Source organism: Blastococcus sp. HT6-30 (assembly GCF_039729015.1).
Taxonomy (GTDB): Bacteria; Actinomycetota; Actinomycetes; order Mycobacteriales; family Geodermatophilaceae; genus Blastococcus.
The window spans coordinates 2,684,414-2,701,071 of record NZ_CP155792.1 but is presented as its reverse complement, the minus strand read 5'-3'; the positions used below and the strand labels follow the sequence as shown (position 1 = coordinate 2,701,071).

Annotated in this window: 18 protein-coding genes; 14 read left to right on the top strand and 4 right to left on the bottom strand. The window is 75.9% G+C overall.

From position 1 onward, the window contains the following. Positions 1-11 precede the first annotated feature (11 nt). Positions 12-575 carry a DUF3515 domain-containing protein gene (locus tag ABC795_RS13030; protein WP_347057609.1) on the bottom strand — a complete coding sequence of 188 codons (564 nt, stop codon included), beginning with the start codon at positions 573-575 and terminating at the stop codon, positions 12-14. A gap of 11 nt (positions 576-586) precedes the next feature. Next, positions 587-820: an Lrp/AsnC ligand binding domain-containing protein gene (locus ABC795_RS13025; RefSeq protein WP_224500414.1), complete on the bottom strand. Its 234-nt coding sequence runs from the start codon at positions 818-820 to the stop codon at positions 587-589. 92 nt (positions 821-912) lie between these two features. Between ABC795_RS13025 and ABC795_RS13020 the strand changes: the two genes are divergently transcribed. From ABC795_RS13020 to ABC795_RS13010, 3 genes are read left to right on the top strand one after another with little or no spacing between them, the layout of a single operon-like run. After that, positions 913-1,953 carry a thiamine-phosphate kinase gene (locus ABC795_RS13020; RefSeq protein WP_347057608.1) on the top strand — a complete coding sequence of 347 codons (1,041 nt, stop codon included), beginning with the start codon at positions 913-915 and terminating at the stop codon, positions 1,951-1,953. Continuing rightward, a complete protein-coding gene (locus ABC795_RS13015; RefSeq protein WP_347057607.1) occupies positions 1,937-2,467 on the top strand; it encodes a GNAT family N-acetyltransferase in 531 nt (176 codons plus the stop codon). Before ABC795_RS13020 ends, ABC795_RS13015 begins: the two co-directional genes overlap by 17 nt. Next, positions 2,464-3,081, top strand: a complete 618-nt coding sequence (locus ABC795_RS13010; protein WP_347057606.1) for a cytidylate kinase-like family protein — start codon at positions 2,464-2,466, stop codon at positions 3,079-3,081. The genes ABC795_RS13015 and ABC795_RS13010 overlap by 4 nt, the downstream gene beginning before the upstream one ends. 89 nt (positions 3,082-3,170) lie before the next feature. Here ABC795_RS13010 and rpmB read toward each other — a convergent pair whose 3' ends face one another. Continuing rightward, positions 3,171-3,362, bottom strand: a complete 192-nt coding sequence (gene rpmB, locus ABC795_RS13005; protein WP_305999814.1) for a 50S ribosomal protein L28 — start codon at positions 3,360-3,362, stop codon at positions 3,171-3,173. Positions 3,363-3,548: 186 nt separating this feature from the next. Between rpmB and ABC795_RS13000 the strand changes: the two genes are divergently transcribed. The 11 genes from ABC795_RS13000 to smc all read left to right on the top strand — a co-directional run bounded on the left by ABC795_RS13000 (position 3,549) and on the right by smc (position 15,841). Continuing rightward, positions 3,549-5,153 carry a DAK2 domain-containing protein gene (locus ABC795_RS13000; protein WP_347057605.1) on the top strand — a complete coding sequence of 535 codons (1,605 nt, stop codon included), beginning with the start codon at positions 3,549-3,551 and terminating at the stop codon, positions 5,151-5,153. Positions 5,154-5,155: 2 nt separating this feature from the next. After that, the gene (gene recG / locus ABC795_RS12995; RefSeq protein WP_347057604.1) at positions 5,156-7,348 is read left to right on the top strand and encodes an ATP-dependent DNA helicase RecG; all 2,193 of its coding nucleotides are present in this window, start codon (positions 5,156-5,158) and stop codon (positions 7,346-7,348) included. A 64-nt stretch (positions 7,349-7,412) separates the two neighbouring features. Further along, positions 7,413-7,967 (top strand): 16S rRNA (guanine(966)-N(2))-methyltransferase RsmD, encoded by a 555-nt coding sequence (gene rsmD, locus ABC795_RS12990; protein ID WP_347057603.1) that lies wholly within the window; start codon positions 7,413-7,415, stop codon positions 7,965-7,967. After that, the gene (gene coaD, locus ABC795_RS12985) at positions 7,964-8,449 is read left to right on the top strand and encodes a pantetheine-phosphate adenylyltransferase (RefSeq protein WP_347057602.1); all 486 of its coding nucleotides are present in this window, start codon (positions 7,964-7,966) and stop codon (positions 8,447-8,449) included. Before rsmD ends, coaD begins: the two co-directional genes overlap by 4 nt. Further along, positions 8,446-9,141 (top strand): hypothetical protein, encoded by a 696-nt coding sequence (locus ABC795_RS12980; protein ID WP_347057601.1) that lies wholly within the window; start codon positions 8,446-8,448, stop codon positions 9,139-9,141. Before coaD ends, ABC795_RS12980 begins: the two co-directional genes overlap by 4 nt. Positions 9,142-9,258: 117 nt before the next feature. Continuing rightward, a complete protein-coding gene (locus ABC795_RS12975; protein ID WP_347057600.1) occupies positions 9,259-9,885 on the top strand; it encodes a DUF177 domain-containing protein in 627 nt (208 codons plus the stop codon). Positions 9,886-9,887: 2 nt separating this feature from the next. Then, positions 9,888-10,067 (top strand): 50S ribosomal protein L32, encoded by a 180-nt coding sequence (gene rpmF, locus ABC795_RS12970; protein WP_014377519.1) that lies wholly within the window; start codon positions 9,888-9,890, stop codon positions 10,065-10,067. Between the two features lie 10 nt (positions 10,068-10,077). Continuing rightward, complete coding sequence (rnc, locus tag ABC795_RS12965) at positions 10,078-10,860, top strand: ribonuclease III (RefSeq protein ID WP_347057599.1); 783 nt, start codon at positions 10,078-10,080, stop codon at positions 10,858-10,860. Between the two features lie 4 nt (positions 10,861-10,864). Continuing rightward, positions 10,865-11,770, top strand: a complete 906-nt coding sequence (mutM, locus tag ABC795_RS12960; protein ID WP_347057598.1) for a bifunctional DNA-formamidopyrimidine glycosylase/DNA-(apurinic or apyrimidinic site) lyase — start codon at positions 10,865-10,867, stop codon at positions 11,768-11,770. A 165-nt stretch (positions 11,771-11,935) separates the two neighbouring features. Next, a complete protein-coding gene (locus ABC795_RS12955) occupies positions 11,936-12,127 on the top strand; it encodes a hypothetical protein (RefSeq protein WP_347057597.1) in 192 nt (63 codons plus the stop codon). A 147-nt stretch (positions 12,128-12,274) separates the two neighbouring features. Beyond that, positions 12,275-15,841 carry a chromosome segregation protein SMC gene (gene smc / locus ABC795_RS12950; RefSeq protein ID WP_347057595.1) on the top strand — a complete coding sequence of 1,189 codons (3,567 nt, stop codon included), beginning with the start codon at positions 12,275-12,277 and terminating at the stop codon, positions 15,839-15,841. Here the strand turns inward: smc and ABC795_RS12945 are convergent. Next, positions 15,838-16,653 carry an endonuclease/exonuclease/phosphatase family protein gene (locus ABC795_RS12945; RefSeq protein ID WP_347057594.1) on the bottom strand — a complete coding sequence of 272 codons (816 nt, stop codon included), beginning with the start codon at positions 16,651-16,653 and terminating at the stop codon, positions 15,838-15,840. The two genes, smc and ABC795_RS12945, sit on opposite strands and share 4 nt — an antisense overlap. Positions 16,654-16,658: the final 5 nt, after the last annotated feature.

Here is a 16,658-nt window from a genome sequence, read left to right as displayed (position 1 = left end):
CTCCTGCGGCCTCAGGGGCCGGGCGTGGGTTCCTGGTAGGGGAGCGCCTCGGCCAGCGGCACGGTGAGGGCGGTGACGGGGGCGCTGTCGACCCCGGCGGGCAGGCGCATCTCGACGTAGACCGGCCGGTCGACCGCCGTCCACACCGTGCTGTCGGGGTCGCTGGTGTCGACGTGCCACTGCACGCCGTTGATCTGGATGGCCGAGGCGCCCACGGTCCAGCCGGCGGGGCGCTCCACCCCGCACGTGAGGACGACGGGCGGCTCGCCCCAGGCATAGACGAACGGGGTCTCCGACCGCACGCGGCGGGACGGCTCGCCGGCGAGCTCCAGCGGCAGGTTGCCCATGAGGTCGGGGCAGGACGCCTCGGCCTCCGGCGTGACCGGCGGGGTCGCCAGCTCCAGGACCGGGAGGTCCTCCGGACGCACCGGGGCCGCGCCCTCGATGTCGGCCGGGAGGTCCTGACCGGCGGTCGGGTCGTCGGCGCCGCGCACGTTGACGAGGACGACCAGCGCGATCACCACCGGGAGCGTGATCGCCGTGATCAGGATCGCGGCCCGGCGCAGCGGGTCCACGGGGCGACCGCTCAGATGTTGACGACGGGGCAGGTCAGCGTCCGGGTGATCCCGTCGACCGACTGCACGCGGGCGACCACGAGCCGGCCCAGCTCGTCGACGGTGTCGGCCTCGGCGCGGACGATGACGTCGTACGGGCCGGTGACGTCCTCGGCCTTGGTGACTCCGCTGATCTCGCTGATGGTCGAGGCGACCTGGGCGGCCTTGCCGACCTCGGTCTGGATGAGGATGTAGGCGTGGACCACGGGAGATCCTTCCTCCGGCAACAGTGCCGAGACGTCGTCCCCGCCGGGTGGCGGACTCGTCGGCAACCTACCGCAGCGACTGGAGAGCACCGATGAGCCGACCCCGCCCGCTGGTCCCGCGCGGCGATCCGGCCGACACCGTGCGGGTGGTCGGCGAGTTCGGGGTGATCAGCCGCGTGCTCGCCCGGTCGGGCACCGCGGCGGCCGCCGTCGTCGGGCCCGGGGACGACGCCGCCGTGGTGCGCACGCCCGACCAGCGCGTCGTCGTGACCACCGACGTCCTCGTCGAGGGCCGGCACTTCCGGCGGAACTGGTCCTCGGCCGAGGACGTCGGGCACAAGGCCGCCGCCGCGAACCTGGCCGACGTCGCCGCGATGGGTGGCCGCACGACGGCGCTGGTCGTGGGGCTGGCCTGCCCGGCGGACACGCCCACGAGCTGGCTGGAGGGCGTCGCGACGGGGCTGGCCGACGAGTGCGCTCCGCAGGGGGCCGCGGTGGTCGGAGGCGACACCGTGGCCGCCGCGCCCGACAGCGCCGGGGTCGTCCTGTCGGTCACCGCCCTCGGTGACCTGGGCGGCCGGGCGCCGGTGCTGCGCTCCGGGGCCCGGCCCGGGCACGTCGTGGCGCTCGCCGGCCGGCTGGGCTGGTCGGCGGCGGGGTTGGCGGTGCTCCGCCGGGGCTTCACCAGCCCGCTGGCCGTGGTGAACGCGCACCGGCGGCCCACCCCGCCCTACGCGGCGGGGCCGGCGGCGGCCGACGCCGGGGCGACCGCGATGTGCGACGTGAGCGACGGGCTGGTGGCCGACGCCGGGCACATCGCGACCGCCAGCGGCGTGGTGCTCGACCTCGACCGCGCCGCCCTGGTGCGGGCGTGCCTGGAGCCGGTCGGCCCGCTGCAGCAGGTGGGCTCGGCGCTGGGCGTGGACCCGATGGCGTGGGTGCTCAGCGGCGGCGAGGACCACGCCCTGCTGGCCACGTTCCCGCGGAAGGCGGCGCTGCCGGAGGGGTGGACGGCGATCGGGGTGGTGCGCCAGGGGAAGCCGGGCCCCGGGGTCCGGGTCGACGGTGAGGCCGCAGCGGAGGCGCTGCGGACGGCGGGAGCGGAGATGGCGGGGCATGTCCACTTCGGCTGAGCGGGTGCTGCGGGACGGGTCGGTGGCGCGCCTGCGCCCCCTGCCCTACGACGACCCGTTGGCGCAGCAGATGGTCGAGGCGGTCCAGCAGGAGTACGTGGCGCGGTACGGCGGCCGGGACGCGGCCGTCGTCGACCCGGCGGAGTTCCTGCCGCCGGCCGGGCTGTTCCTGGTCGCGGAGGTGGCCGGGGAGGCGGCGGGGTGCGGTGCGTGGCGGGCCTACCCGCCCGGAGGTGTCGAGATCAAGCGCGTGTACGTGGCGCCGGCCTTCCGCCGGCGGGGGCTGGCGCAGGTGCTCATGGCGGAGCTGGAGTCCACCGCCGCGCTGGCCGGCCACCGGTCGGCGGTGCTGAACACCGGCCGGAAGCAGCCGGAGGCGGTCGCCCTGTACCGGGAGCTCGGCTACGTCCCCGTCCAGGGGTACGGGGTGTACGCCTGCTCGCCGGATGCGGTGTTCCTCGGCAAGGATCTGGCTCCGCTCGGGAGCGAGGAGGAATCGACGTGGGCGTCGTGACGATCTCGGCACCCTACGGCGCCGCGGGCGCGGAGGTGGGGCCGGCGGTGGCCGCGCGGCTGGGCCTGCCGTTCCACGACCGGGCGATCCCGGCGCAGGTGGCCGGCCGGCTCGGCGTTCCGGTGGAGGAGGCCGAGGCCAACGACGAGACCGTCGTCCGCGGGCTCTGGCGGCTGGTGGCGTCGCTGGGGACCATGCCCGATCCCGTGGGCGCCGTGGTGCCGGGGACGACGCTGCCCGACGCCCGGGCCTACCGGGAGCAGACCGAGCGCATCCTGGGCGAGATCGCGGCGGGGGACGGCGGGGTGGTGCTCGGCCGGGCGGGGGCGATGGTGCTGCGGAACCGGACCGACGCACTGCACGTCCGGCTCGACGGTCCTGCCGACCGGCGGCTGGCGGCCGCGGTGGCGCGGTCGGGGCGGCCCCGGCACGAGATCGCGCGCGAGATGGCGGCGAACGACCGGGCTCGAGAGGCGTACGTGCGGCACTTCTACCGGTGCGACCCGGCCGCGGCCGGCCACTACCACGTGGTGGTGGACACCACCGCGCTGCCGCTGGACACGGTCGTCGACATCGTGGTGACGGCGGCGAGGGGACGCGGCCTCGGGCGGTGACGCCGGCGTCCGGGCGCGCGAAGAACCCCGGAGGTCGGTGACCTCCGGGGTTCTCCGGGTGTCCAGCTGAGGGGCTACGGCCCCCTGGTTCAGGCGCGGGCGACCTTGCCGGCGCGGATGCACGAGGTGCACGCGTTGATCCGGCGACGGTTGCCGGGGGCGATCAGCGCCCGCACGGACTGGATGTTCGGGTTCCAACGGCGCGGCGTGCGGCGGTGCGAGTGCGACACCGACATACCGAAACCGGGGCCCTTGCCACACACATCGCACACGGCAGCCACGGTGGATCACTCCCAGAAAGAATCGTTCACAGACGGCGGGGCAAGGCAGCACCCGCATCAAGACCGTCCAGCAGTCTAACCGCTCTTCGCGCCGGACGTCGCGGTGCCCTCCGGAGAGGCCTCCGCGAGGACCGGCGGGGCTCGCGACGGCGGGCTCCGTCGGGAGGGATGGGTAGCCTCCTCCCCGTGCTGCCGGCGCTGGACGACGCCGCGGTCGGTCAGTGGTGCCGGGCCGCGGTCGAGACGCTGTCCGACTTCCGGGGCCGGCTCGACGACCTGAACGTCTTCCCGGTGCCCGACGGGGACACCGGCACCAACCTGCTGCACACCGCTGAGGGCGCCCTCGCCGCGCTCGACTCGGCCGGGAGCGGTGAGCCCCCGTGGGCCGTCCTGGCCCGCGGTGCGGTCCTCGCCGCGCGCGGCAACTCCGGCACGATCCTGGCCCAGCTCCTGCGCGGCCTGGCCGACCAGCTGGCCCACCAGCCCCCGGCCGACGGGCCCGCCTTCGCCGCCGCGCTGCGCAAGGCCGCCGAGAGCGCCTACACCGCCGTCGCCGACCCGGAGGAGGGCACATTCCTCACCGTCGCCCGGGCGAGCGGGGAGGCGGCCGTCGCCGCGGTCGACGAGGGCCGTACCGGCCTCGCCGACGTCGTGCTCGCCGCCGCCGACGGCGCCCGCGCCGCCCTGGAGCGCACGCCCGGTCAGCTGGCCGCCCTCCGCGAGGCCGGCGTCGTCGACGCCGGTGGCGCCGGGCTCTCCCTGGTCCTCGACGCCCTCGTCCGCACCGTCACCGGCGTCCACCCGGCCCGGCCCGCCCTGGACGGTCCCGACCGGCACCGCCGGCGGCACGGTTCCGAGCACGCGCCGCACCAGCCGCCGCCCGGCCCCGGCAGCGAGGTCCAGTACCTGCTGGCCGACGCCGACGAGAGCTCCGTCGCCCGCCTGCACGAGCGGCTGGCCGCGCTGGGGGACAGCCTCGTCGTCGTCGGCGTGGACACCCCGACCGGCCGCGAGTGGAACGTCCACGTGCACGTCTCCGACGTCGGCGCGGCGATCGAGGCGGGCATCGAGGCAGGTCGCCCGCACCGCATCTCGGTCACCCCGCTCGCGCCGGTGCGCCCGGCCGCACCGGTGCCCGGCCGCCGTTCGGTGGTCGCCGCCGTGCACAGCGACGGGCTCGCCGAGCTCTTCCACACGGAGGGTGTCCGGGTCGTCGTCTGCGGCGCCGACGGCGTGACCGAGGACGACCTGTTCGGCGAGATCGTCGCCTCCGGCGGGCAGGAGGTGGCCGTCCTGCCGAACGACGCGGGGCTGCTGCCGGCGGCCTCCCGGGCCGCCACCCGGGCGCGCCAGGCCGGTCGCGAGGTCGGCGTCGTGCCGACCCGCTCCCCGGTCCAGGGGTTGGCCGCCGTGGCCGTCGCCGACCCGGAGCGGCGTTTCGGCGACGACGTCATCGCCATGGCCGAGGCGGCCGCCGCGACCCGCTGGGCCGAGGTGACCGTCGCCGACCAGGAGGCGCTCACCTCCGCTGGCCGCTGCCATCCCGGCGACGTGCTCGGCTCCGCGGAGGGCGACGTCGTCGTCATCGGCGCGGAGCTCGCCGCCGTCGCCTGCGACCTCCTGGACCGGCTGCTCTCCGCCGGTGGGGAGATGGCCACGCTCGTCGTCGGCTCGGACGAGGCGCTCGGCGACGCCGTGTGCGGCCACCTGTCGTCGGCCCACCCGACCATCGAGGTCGTCCGCTACGGCGGCGGCCCGAGCTCGCTCCCGTTGCAGATCGGGGTGGAGTGACCGTGGCCGTGACGCTGGAGACGCCCCTGGCGCGGGTGCTCGGCCCGAAGACGGCCACCGGCATGGCCGACCAGCTCGGCCTGCACACGGTCCGCCACCTGCTGCGGCACTACCCCCGCCGCTACGCGCGCCGGGGGGAGATGGCCCGGCTGGACGACCTCCAGCCCGGGGACCGGGTCACGGTGCTCGCCCAGGTCAGGACCGTGAGCACCCGGCCGATGCGGCAGCGCCGCGGCATGATCACCGAGGTCACCGTCGGCGACGGCGCCGGCACGATGAAGCTGGTGTTCTTCAGCCATCGGCACGCGCGGCTGGCCCCCGGGGTCTGGGGCATGTTCGCCGGCACCGTCGGCACCTACCAGGGCAAGCTGCAGTTCACCCACCCCGACATGCACCTGCTCAGCGGCGATGATGACGACGATGACTGGGCGCGCGAGCTGGTGCCCATCTACCCGGCCAGCAAGGACGTCTCGAGCTGGGTCATCCAGAAGTCGGTGAAACTGCTGCTGGGCGGCGCCGGCAACCTCGCGGACCTGGTCACCGATCCGCTGCCCGAGGAGATCCGGACCCGGCACGGCCTGCTCTCCCTGCCTGCTGCCCTGCTCGACATCCACCGGCCCACCACCAGCCAGGACGTCGAGCGGGCCGAGCGCCGGCTGAAGTGGGACGAGGCGCTCACCCTCCAGCTCACGCTGGCCGCCCGCCGCCGGGCCGCGGCCCTGGAGCCGGGCACCGCCCGTCCCCGGAGGCCCGGCGGCCTGCTCGACGCCGTCGACGCCGCCCTGCCGTTCGCCCTGACCGACGGCCAGCGCGCCGTCGGCGAGGAGCTGGCCGCCGAACTCGACCGGGACAAGCCGATGCACCGGCTCCTCCAGGGGGAGGTGGGCTCGGGGAAGACCGTCGTCGCGCTGCGGGCCATGGCCCAGGTGGTCGACGCCGGGGGACAGGCCGCGCTCCTCGCGCCGACCGAGGTGCTCGCCGCCCAGCACGCCCGTGGCATCCGTGCGCTGCTCGGCCCGCTCGGCCGCGCCGGCGAGCTCGACGGCGACCCCGCCGGCACCCGGGTCACCCTGCTCACGGGCTCGCTCAAGGCCGCCCCCCGCCGCCAGGCCCGCGCCGAGGTGGCCGAGGGACGCGCGGGCATCGTCATCGGCACCCACGCGCTGCTGCAGGAGGGGGTCGACTTCGCCGACCTGGGCCTCGTCGTCGTCGACGAGCAGCACCGCTTCGGCGTGGAGCAGCGGGACGCGCTGCGGGCCAAGGGCAGCCGTCCACCGCACGTGCTGGTCATGACCGCCACCCCGATTCCGCGCACCGTGGCCATGACCGTCTACGGCGACCTGGAGATCTCCACCCTCCGGCAGCTGCCCAGCGGCCGCGGGGGCGTGTCCAGCTCCGTGGTCCCGGTCGTGGAGAAACCCGGCTGGATCGACCGCGCCTGGGCCCGGCTGCGCGAGGAGATCGCCGCCGGCCGGCAGGCCTACGTGGTCTGCCCGCGCATCGGCGACGTCGCCGGCGCCGACGACGAGCCGGAGGACGCCGACGGCGCACCCCCCGACGACGAGGGCCGCGGCGACCGCCGGCCCCCGCTGGCCGTGCTGGACGTCGCCGAGGCGCTGCGCAGCGGCCCGCTGGCGGGGCTGCGGCTCGACGTCCTGCACGGCCGGATGACGCCCGAGGAGAAGGACGGCGTGATGCGCGCCTTCGCCACGGGTGCGACCGACGTGCTGGTCGCCACCACGGTCGTCGAGGTGGGCGTCGACGTGCCCAACGCCACCGTGATGGTGGTCATGGACGCCGACCGGTTCGGCGTCAGCCAGCTGCACCAGCTGCGCGGCCGGGTGGCCCGCGGCAAGCACCCGGGTCTCTGCCTGCTGGTCACCGACGCTCCGTCGTCGTCCCCGACGGGTCAGCGGCTGGCCGCCGTCGCCGCCACGTCCGACGGCTTCGAGCTCGCCCGGCTCGACCTCGAGACCCGGCGCGAGGGCGACGTCCTGGGCGCGGCGCAGTCCGGTCGGCGCTCGGGCATCAAGCTGCTGTCCCTCCTGGAGGACGAGGAGCTCATCGCCGAGGCCCGCGGCGAGGCCACCGCACTGCTGGCCACCGAGCGCGGGCTCGCCGACCACCCGGGGCTCGCGGCGGAGGTGGCCGCGCTCGCCAGCGACGAGCGCGCCGAGTGGCTCGAGAAGGCGTGAGGAAGGACCCCGTCCTCCGCACCCCTCGCGCGCTCGGGGCGAGCCTCGGGACGGAGCCGCTGACGTGACCAGGGTGATCGCCGGCGTGGCCAAGGGGCGGCGGCTCACGGTGCCCCCGGCCGGTGTCCGCCCGACCGGGGACAAGGCCCGCGGCGCGCTGTTCAACTCCCTCGGTCCACTGGTCGACCTCGACGGCGCGGCGGTGCTCGACCTGTACGCCGGGTCCGGGGCGCTCGGCCTGGAGGCCCTGTCCCGGGGGGCGGGCACCGTGGTCTTCGTGGAGTCCGGCCGGGCGGTGCTGCCCGTCCTGCGGGCCAACCTCGCCACCGTCGGCCTGCCCGGGGGGCGCGTCGTCGCCGGTTCGGTGCCCGCCGTCGTGGCCGGTCCGGCACCGCAGGCCTTCGACGTCGTGCTCGCCGACCCGCCCTACGCCGTCCCCACCGACGAGGTGCGCGACGTGCTGCGGGCGCTGGTGGCGCGGGACTGGCTGGCCCCTGGAGGTGTCGTCGTGGTGGAGCGGTCGAGCCGCGAGCAGGGGTGGGAGTGGCCGACACCCCTGGAAGGTCTGCGCGAGCGGCGCTACGGCGAGGCCGTGCTCCGGTACGGTCGGCGTCCGTGAGGCGTGCCGTCTGTCCTGGTTCCTTCGACCCGGTCACCAACGGGCACGTCGACGTCATCACCCGGGCCGCCGGGCTCTACGACGAGCTGGTCGTGGCCGTGCTCGTCAACCCGGGGAAGGCGGGGCTGTTTCCCGTCGAGGAGCGCATGGAGCTCCTCCGGGAGGCCGTGGCCGATCTCCCCAACGTCACCGTCGACAGCTTCCAGGGACTGCTGGTCGACTACTGCCGCACCCACGGGATCCCGGTGATCGTCAAGGGGCTCCGCGCGGTCAGCGACTTCGAGTACGAGCTGCAGATGGCGCAGATGAACCGCGAGCTGGCCGCCATCGAGACCCTGTTCGTGCCCACGGCCCCGCAGGTCGGCCACCTGTCCTCCAGCCTGGTCAAGCAGATCGCCACCTTCGGCGGGGACGTCTCCCGGCTGGTGCCCAAGGCGGTCCACGACCGGCTGGCCGGGCACGCCCGGCGGGGGGAGGCGTGACCCGGCCGCCCCGCGGCGGGCCGCCCCGCGGGGCCACGACCGAGGTCGTCTACCGCCTGTACGAGACCGTCGACGAGCTGACGACGGTCATCGAGAACGCTCGCAGCGTGCCGATGTCGAACTCCTGCATGGTGCCGCGCGACCACGTGCTCGACCTGCTCGACGACCTGCGGGAGTCCCTGCCCGAGGACGTGCAGGCCGCCGGCGCGATCGTCGAGCAGCGCACCGAGATCCTGCAGCAGGCGCAGGCCGAGGCCGAGCGCCTCACCGGCCGCACCCGGGCGGACAGCGAGCAGCTGCTCGGCCAGGCCCGCCGCCAGCGCGACGAGATCATCGGCACCGCCCGGCGGCAGCGCGACGAGCTGCTCGCCGCCGCGCAGGCGGACGCCGAGCAGATCCTGCTCGAGGCCGAGGCCGAGGCGGAGGCGCTGATCGACGAAGGCCGGCAGCACCGGGCCGCGCTGATCGACGAGGCGCAGGCCGAGCACGAGCGGCTGATCACCGAGACCGAGGTCTACCGCACCGCCGTCGCCCGTGCCGACGAGCTCGGTGAGCAGTCCCACGCCGAGGTCGCCCGGATGCGGGCGGAGGTCGACGAGTACGTCGACACCCGGCTGGCCGAGTTCGGCGCGACGCTGGAGCGCATGCTGCGCTCGGTGGGCAAGGCCCGCAGCACCCTGCGGGAGCCCTGAGACCTTCCGCACGGTGGGTGCCGGCGGAGGATCGGGTAGTCTCGGCCCCTGGTCCGACCGCCGGTGGCTTCCCGCCCCGGCCGGCCACCCCTCCCGCTCCCGACCGCGAGTACTGACATGCCTGCCGCTTCCCCGAACAGCTCCGGCGCCGCGTCCCCCGAGGACCGGCGTCCCTCGGCCAACCCCTGGAAGTTCGACCTCCGGGAACTGGGTCGTCGCGCGGGCTCCATGCACGAACTGGACCGCACCGCGCCCGCTCCCGAGGGCTGGGGCCTGGAGCTGATCCGCGTCCCCGGGAACGCCGACGTCCACCTGCGGCTGCGGCTGGAGTCGGTCATGGAGGGCGTGCTGGTCAGCGGGGACCTCGAGGTCCCCGTCGTCGGTTCCTGCGCCCGCTGCCTCGAGCCGATCGAGGACACCCTGACCCTCGACGTCCAGGAGCTCTACGCCTACGCGGGCAGCACCACCGAGGCCACCAGCGAGGAGGACGAGGTGCGCCGGGTCGAGGGCGACTTCCTCGACCTCGAGCCCCTGGCACGGGACACCATCGTGCTGAGCCTCCCGTTGTCGCCGGTCTGCTCGCCGGACTGCGGCGGCCTGTGCGTCGACTGCGGCCGGCGCATCGACGACCTGCCGGAGGACCACACCCACGAGGTGACCGACCCCCGGTGGGCCGCCCTCGCGGAGCGTTTCGCTTCCTCGCCGGGCACCCCCGGCGAATCCACCACCCCAGAGGAGAACTGATCGTGGCCGTTCCGAAGCGGAAGATGTCGCGCGCCAACACCCGCATGCGCCGGTCGCAGTGGAAGGCCACCGCGCCGACCCTGTCGCCGTGCCCGAACCGTGCCTGCGGCGAGCTCAAGCCCCCGCACCAGGCCTGCCCGACCTGCGGCCAGTACGACGGTCGCCAGGTCCTCTCGGTCTGACCGACCGGACGTGACCGCCGTGGGGACGACGGCCGCCGAGCACCCTCCCGAGGGTGCCGCCGACGGCCGTCCCCCGGCCTCTCCCGGTGGAGAGGAGCATGCCGAGCGGGCCGCCGCCTGGCTGAAAGACGCCCTGGGCGTCGAACTGCCCGACGGGCTGCTGCCCCTGGTGCTCACCCACCGATCCTTCGCGTACGAGAACGGCGGCCTGCCGACCAACGAGCGCCTGGAGTTCCTGGGCGACTCGGTGCTCGGCCTGGTCGTCACCGACGAGCTCTACCGCAGCCAGCCCGACCTGCCCGAGGGTCAGCTGGCCAAGCTGCGTGCCTCGGTGGTCAACATGACGTCGCTGGCCCAGGTCGCCCGGCGGCTGGGCGACGGCGGGCTCGGCCCGCACCTGTTGCTGGGCCGCGGTGAGGAGACCACCGGCGGCCGGGAGAAGGACTCGATCCTCGCCGACGCCCTGGAGGCGCTCATCGGCGCGATCCACCTGGGCTGTGGCCTGGACACCGCCTCTGCGGTCGTGCACCGGCTGTTCGACCCGCTGCTGGTCGAGTCGGCCACCCGCGGCGCCGGCCTGGACTGGAAGACCAGCCTGCAGGAGCTCGGCGCCGCCCGGGGGCTCGGTGCGCCGCTCTACCGGGTCGACGACGAGGGCCCCGACCACGCCAAGACCTTCAGCGCGGCCGTGCTGCTCGCCGGCATCGTCCGGGGCACCGGGACCGGCCGCACCAAGAAGGCCGCCGAGCAGGAGGCCGCCGAGGTCGCCTGGCGCGCCCTGTCGGAGGAGTAGTCCCGTGCCGGAGCTGCCCGAGGTCGAGGTGGTGCGCCGGGGCCTGGAGCAGTGGGCCGCCGGCCGGACGGTGGAGACCGTCGAGGTGCACCACCCCCGAGCGGTGCGGCGGCACCTCGAGGGCGCCGACCACTTCGTGCAGGCGGTCACCGGGCGCACCTTCACCGCTGCGCACCGGCGGGGGAAGTACCTCTGGCTGCCGCTCGCCGAGCCCGACGGCACGCCGTCGGGCCGTGCCATGGTCGGGCACCTGGGCATGAGCGGGCAGCTCCTGGTCGAGAAGCGCTCCGCCCCCGACGAGCCGCACCTGCGGGCCCGGTTCACCTTCACCGACGGCGGCCGCGAGCTGCGCTTCGTGGACCAGCGGACCTTCGGCGGACTCGCGGTGGAGGAGTGCGCGCGGGGCGGTGGGGCGGGTGGGCCGGCAGGGGACGACCTGCCGGGCCGGCTCGCCCACATCGCCATCGACCCCCTGGACCCGGCGTTCGACGTCGACGGCTTCACCGCGGCGCTCCGCCGGCGCCGCACGGAGGTCAAGCGCGCGCTGCTGGACCAGACCCTCATCGGCGGGGTCGGCAACATCTACGCCGACGAGGCGCTCTGGCGCGCCCGGCTGCACGGCGCCCGGCCCACCGACAGGCTCACCCGCCCGCAGGTCGCCGCGCTGCTGGAGGGTGTCCGGGACGTCCTCGGGGAGTCGCTGGCGCAGGGCGGGACGTCGTTCGACTCCCTCTACGTCGACGTGAACGGGCAGAGCGGCTATTTCTCGCGTCACCTGGCCGTCTACGGGCAGGAGGACCGGCCCTGCCCGCGGTGCGGCACGGCCGTCGTCCGGGAGCAGTTCATGAACCGCTCCAGCTACAGCTGCCCGGTCTGCCAGCCCCGCCCCCGGGCGCGACGGAAGGCCTGAGCCGTCACCCGGACGTGACGAAGACGACACCACCCGGACACCTGAGCCCCGCGTGGCCGCCGTTGACCTGGGGATCGGCGGGTGTCACCCTGGGATGACCCGACCCGCGCCGACCGGTCTCCGGGGCGCCGGTCACCCCTCTCGCTTCGAAAGGCCGTCACAGCCATGGCCAAGGCCCTGTTCGGTTCGATCGTCACCCCCGCGGAGCTCCGGGTAGTCGAGGAGAACGCGGTCCTCCGCGCCAAGGTCCGCCGGCTGGAGCTCGAGCTGGCCGAGCTGCGCGCCCAGCGGGACGCCGCCATCGCCCACGAGCTGCTCTCCATGGCCGGCGACAACGCCGAGCCCGCGCTCGCCTGAGAACGGACCGCATCCTTCGCTCCCCGCACGCTCGGGGCGGCGGCGCCCTGGACGGGCCGGCGGTGGTGTCCTGCTGACCGTCACTCGCGTACCAGCCGCCCCGCGGGACACCTGACCGCGCCGTTCCGGCGCTAGAGTCCTCTTCCCGTGCACCTGTCGAGCCTCACGCTGAAGGGCTTCAAGTCCTTCGCGTCCGCCACCACGCTACGGCTCGAGCCCGGGATCACCGCCGTCGTCGGCCCCAACGGGTCGGGCAAGTCCAACGTCGTCGACGCCATCTCCTGGGTCCTCGGCGAGCAGGGGGCGAAGAGCCTGCGCGGCGGCAAGATGGAGGACGTCATCTTCGCCGGCACCGCCGGCCGCCCCGCCCTCGGCCGGGCCGAGGTCACCCTGACCATCGACAACTCCGACGGCGCGCTGCCGATCGAGTACACCGAGGTGTCGATCACCCGCCGCATGTACCGCTCCGGGGAGAGCGAGTACGAGATCAACGGCGACAAGGTGCGCCTGCTCGACGTCCAGGAGCTGCTGAGCGACTCCGGCATCGGCCGGGAGATGCACGTCATCGTCGGCCAGGGCCAGCTCGACGCCGTCCTCTCCGGCCGCCCGGAGGACCGGCGCGCCTTCGTCGAGGAGGCCGCCGGCGTCCTCAAGCACCGCAAGCGCAAGGAGAAGGCGCTCCGCAAGCTCGACGGGATGCAGGCCAACCTCGACCGGCTGGCCGACCTCACCGCGGAGCTCCGCCGTCAGCTCAAGCCACTGGGCCGGCAGGCCGAGGTGGCCCGCCGCGCGGCCGGGGTCCAGGCCGACCTCCGCGACGCCCGCCTCCGGCTGCTCGCCGACGACCTCGTGCAGCTCCGCGACGCGCTGGACCGGGACGTCGCCGACGAGACGGCGGCCCGCGAGCGCCGCGCCGTGGTGGAGCGCGACCTCGCCGTCGTCTCCCGCCGGGAGTCCGAGCTGGAGAGCGGGCTCGCCGCCGGCGCCCCGCGGCTCCAGGCGGCGTCGGACACCTGGTACCGGCTCTCCGCCCTCGGGGAGCGCTTCCGCAGCGCCTCCCAGCTGGCCGCCGAGCGGCACCGCCACCTCTCCGCGGCCGCGCCGGCGGCGGCGAGCGGCCGCGATCCCGAGCAGCTCGACGCCGAGGCCGAGCGCGTCGCGACGACCGAGGCCGAGCTCGCCGCCGGGTTGGCTGCGGAACGCGAACGGCTGGCCCGGGTGGTGGCCGGCCGCACCGACCTCGAGCGATCGCTGGCCGAGGCGGAGAAGGCCTGGGTCGCGGCGGCCCGCGCGCTGGCCGACCGCCGGGAGAGCCTGGCCCGCCTGTCCGGTGAGGTCGCCGCGGCGCGCTCGCGGGTGGGCGCCGGGCAGGCCGAGATCGACCGGCTCGCCTCCGCCGCGGCCGAGGCCGCCGGCCGTGCGGAGGTCGCCGCCGAGCGGCTGGCCGACCGCCGGGGTCAGGTCGCCGAGCAGGAGGACACCGACGTCGCGCTCGTCGCGGCGCACGAGGACGCCGTGGCCGCCCACGCCGCGGCCGCCCGCCGGGTGACCGAGCTGGCCGAGGCCGAGCGGGCCGCGGAGCGCGACCGCGCCTCGTGGCAGGCCCGCCGGGACGCCCTCGCTCTCGGGCTGACCCCGGCCGACGGTGCGGCCGCGGTGCTCGGCGCCGGGCTGGCCGGCGTGGTCGGCCCGCTGCCCGAACAGCTGACCGTCACGCCCGGCGACGAGGTCGCCCTGGCCGCCGCGCTCGGGGGCATGGCCGACGCCGTCGTCGTGTCGGGCGTGGCCGAGGCCGCCGCGGCGCTGGCGCACCTGAGCGGCAGCGGCGGGGGCCGCGCCGGCCTGCTGGTCACCGGTGGGCTGCCGCCGGTCCCGCGGGACGGCTGGCCCGAGCTCCCCGACGGCGCCCGCTGGGCCCTGGACGTGGTGCGGGCACCCGGGCCGCTGCGGCCGGCCCTCGCGCGGGCTCTGGAGCGGGTCGCCCTCGTCGCCGACCTGGACGCCGCCGTCCGGCTGGTCCGCACGCACCCCCGGGTGCGCGCCGTCACCGCGATCGGCGACCTCCTCGGCGCCGACTGGGCGCTCGGTGGGCAGGCCGACGCGCCCTCGAACCTGGAGCTGCGCGCGCGGGTCGACGAGGCCGCCGCCGAGCTGGCCGCCGCCACCGCGCACGCCGCGCAGCTCGCCGACGAGCTGGCCGAGGCCCGGCGCACGGCGCAGGAGCGCTCCGCCGACGTCGACACCGCCCTGGCCGCCCGGCAGGCCGCCGACCGCAGCCGCTCCGCCGAGGCCGCCGCCCTGGCCGAGCTGGGCGCCGCGGCGCGCTCGGCCGCCGCCGAGGCCGAGCGGCACGCGGCCGCCCGGGTGCGGGCCGAGGAGTCGCTGGAGCGGGCCGCGACCGCGCTGTCGACGCTGGAGGGCCGGCTCGCCGAAGCCCAGGCCGCTCCGGTCGAGGACGAGCCGCCCACCGAGGACCGCGACCGGCTGCGAGCCGAGGTGGCCGCCGCCCGGCAGGCCGAGACCGAGGCCCGGCTGGCCGTGCGCACCGCCGAGGAGCGGGCGCGGGCGCTGCAGGGGCGTGCGGAGTCGCTGCGCCGCCAGGCCCGGCAGGAGCGGGCGGCCCGGGAGCGGGCCGCCGCGGCGCGGATCGCGCGGGAGCGCGGCGCGGCCGTGGCCGCCCGCGTGCGACGGGACGCCGAGGCCGCGCTGGCCGCCCTCGGGGCATCGCTGTCCCGCGCCGCGGCCGAGCGGGACGCCCTCGCCGCGGCCCGGAGCTCGGCGGAGGCGGAGCTGCTGGAGGTGCGCGGCCGGGTGCGTGCGGCCACCGCGGAGCTCGACCGGCTCACCGAAGAGGTGCACCGCGACGAGGTGGCCCGCACCGAGCAGCGGTACCGCATCGAGTCGCTGGAGAGCCGTGCCGCCGAGGAGTTCGGCGTCGACCTGCCGACGCTGGTGGGGGAGTACGGCCCCGCGACGCCGGTGCCCCCGGCGCCCCAGCTGGTCGCCGAGGCGGAGGCCGCCGGGCAGCCGGTGCCCGAGCCGCAGCCCTACGACCGGGCGGTGCAGGAGCGGCGGGTCGCCCGCGCCGAGCGGGACCTCACCACCCTCGGCAAGGTCAACCCGCTGGCCCTGGAGGAGTTCGCCGCCCTGGAGGAGCGGCACACCTTCCTCGCCACCCAGCTGGAGGACCTCAAGAACACCCGCAAGGACTTGCTGACCGTCGTCCGGGAGGTCGACGGGCGCATCCACGACGTCTTCGCCGCGGCCTTCGCCGACGTCGCCCGCGAGTTCGAGCAGGTCTTCGCCACCCTCTTCCCCGGGGGCTCGGGCCGCCTGGTGCTCACCGACCCGGAGAACATGCTGACCACCGGCGTGGAGGTGGAGGCGCGCCCGCCCGGCAAGAAGGTGAAACGGCTGTCGCTGCTCTCCGGCGGGGAGCGGTCGCTGACGGCGGTCGCGCTGCTGGTGGCGATCTTCCGCGCCCGCCCCTCGCCGTTCTACGTGCTCGACGAGGTGGAGGCGGCGCTGGACGACGTCAACCTCGGCCGGCTGCTGGTGCTCGTGGAGCAGCTCCGCGCCACCTCGCAGCTGATCATCATCACCCACCAGAAGCGGACGATGGAGATCGCCGACGCCCTCTACGGCGTCAGCATGCGCGGCGACGGCATCACCGGCGTCATCAGCCAGCGGCTCCGCGAGGCCGAGTCCGCCTAGACCCCGCTGCGGATCTCCAGGTCGACGACGACCGGGAGGTGGTCCGAGGCGCCCTCGGCGTCGAGCACGTAGGCCCCGGCCACGGCCACCCCGGAGGACACCCACACCTGGTCGATGCGCCGGTGCGGCGACCGGGCCGGGTGGGTCCTGCCGGCGTCCTTCTGCCAGATCCTCCAGCCCGCCTGGTCGTCGCGGGCCCGGGCCAGCCGCCAGGCGTCGGTGAAGCGCTGCCGTAGCACGTCGAGCTCCGGAGCGTCGGGCTCGGCGTTGAAGTCACCGACCAGGACGCCGGTCTCCATCGACTCGGTGTGCAGGCCGGCCAGAGAGGCGACCTGCGTGGCCCGTTCCCCGGCCGACCGGGTGGTCAGGTGCGTGGCGGTGATCCACAGCGCGCCGCCGTCGAGCTCGACCATCGTCCGCAGCGCGCTGCGCGGCTCACCGGAACCGGGCAGCCGGTGGACGTCGCTGATCAGGATGGGCAACCGCGAGAGGAGCGCGTTGCCGTACTGGCGGGGCGGCCGGTCGCCGGGGCGGCCCTCGTCGATCGCCGGACCCCAGGCCAGTTGCATGTCCAGCGCCCGGGAGAGCAGCAACGCCTGGTCGACGTCCTCGCTGCGCTCGCCGAAGTGGCGGTCCACCTCCTGCAGGCAGATGACGTCGGCGTCCACCGAGGCCAGCAGCTTGGCCAGCCGCGGCAGGTCGTGCCGCGCGTCGTCGCCCACGCCGTGGTGGGTGTTGAAGGTGGCCAGCCGTACCGGGATCGGGGGCTGGTCGGGACCCGGGGCGGGCCGCACCCCGTGCACACCAGTCATGCGTC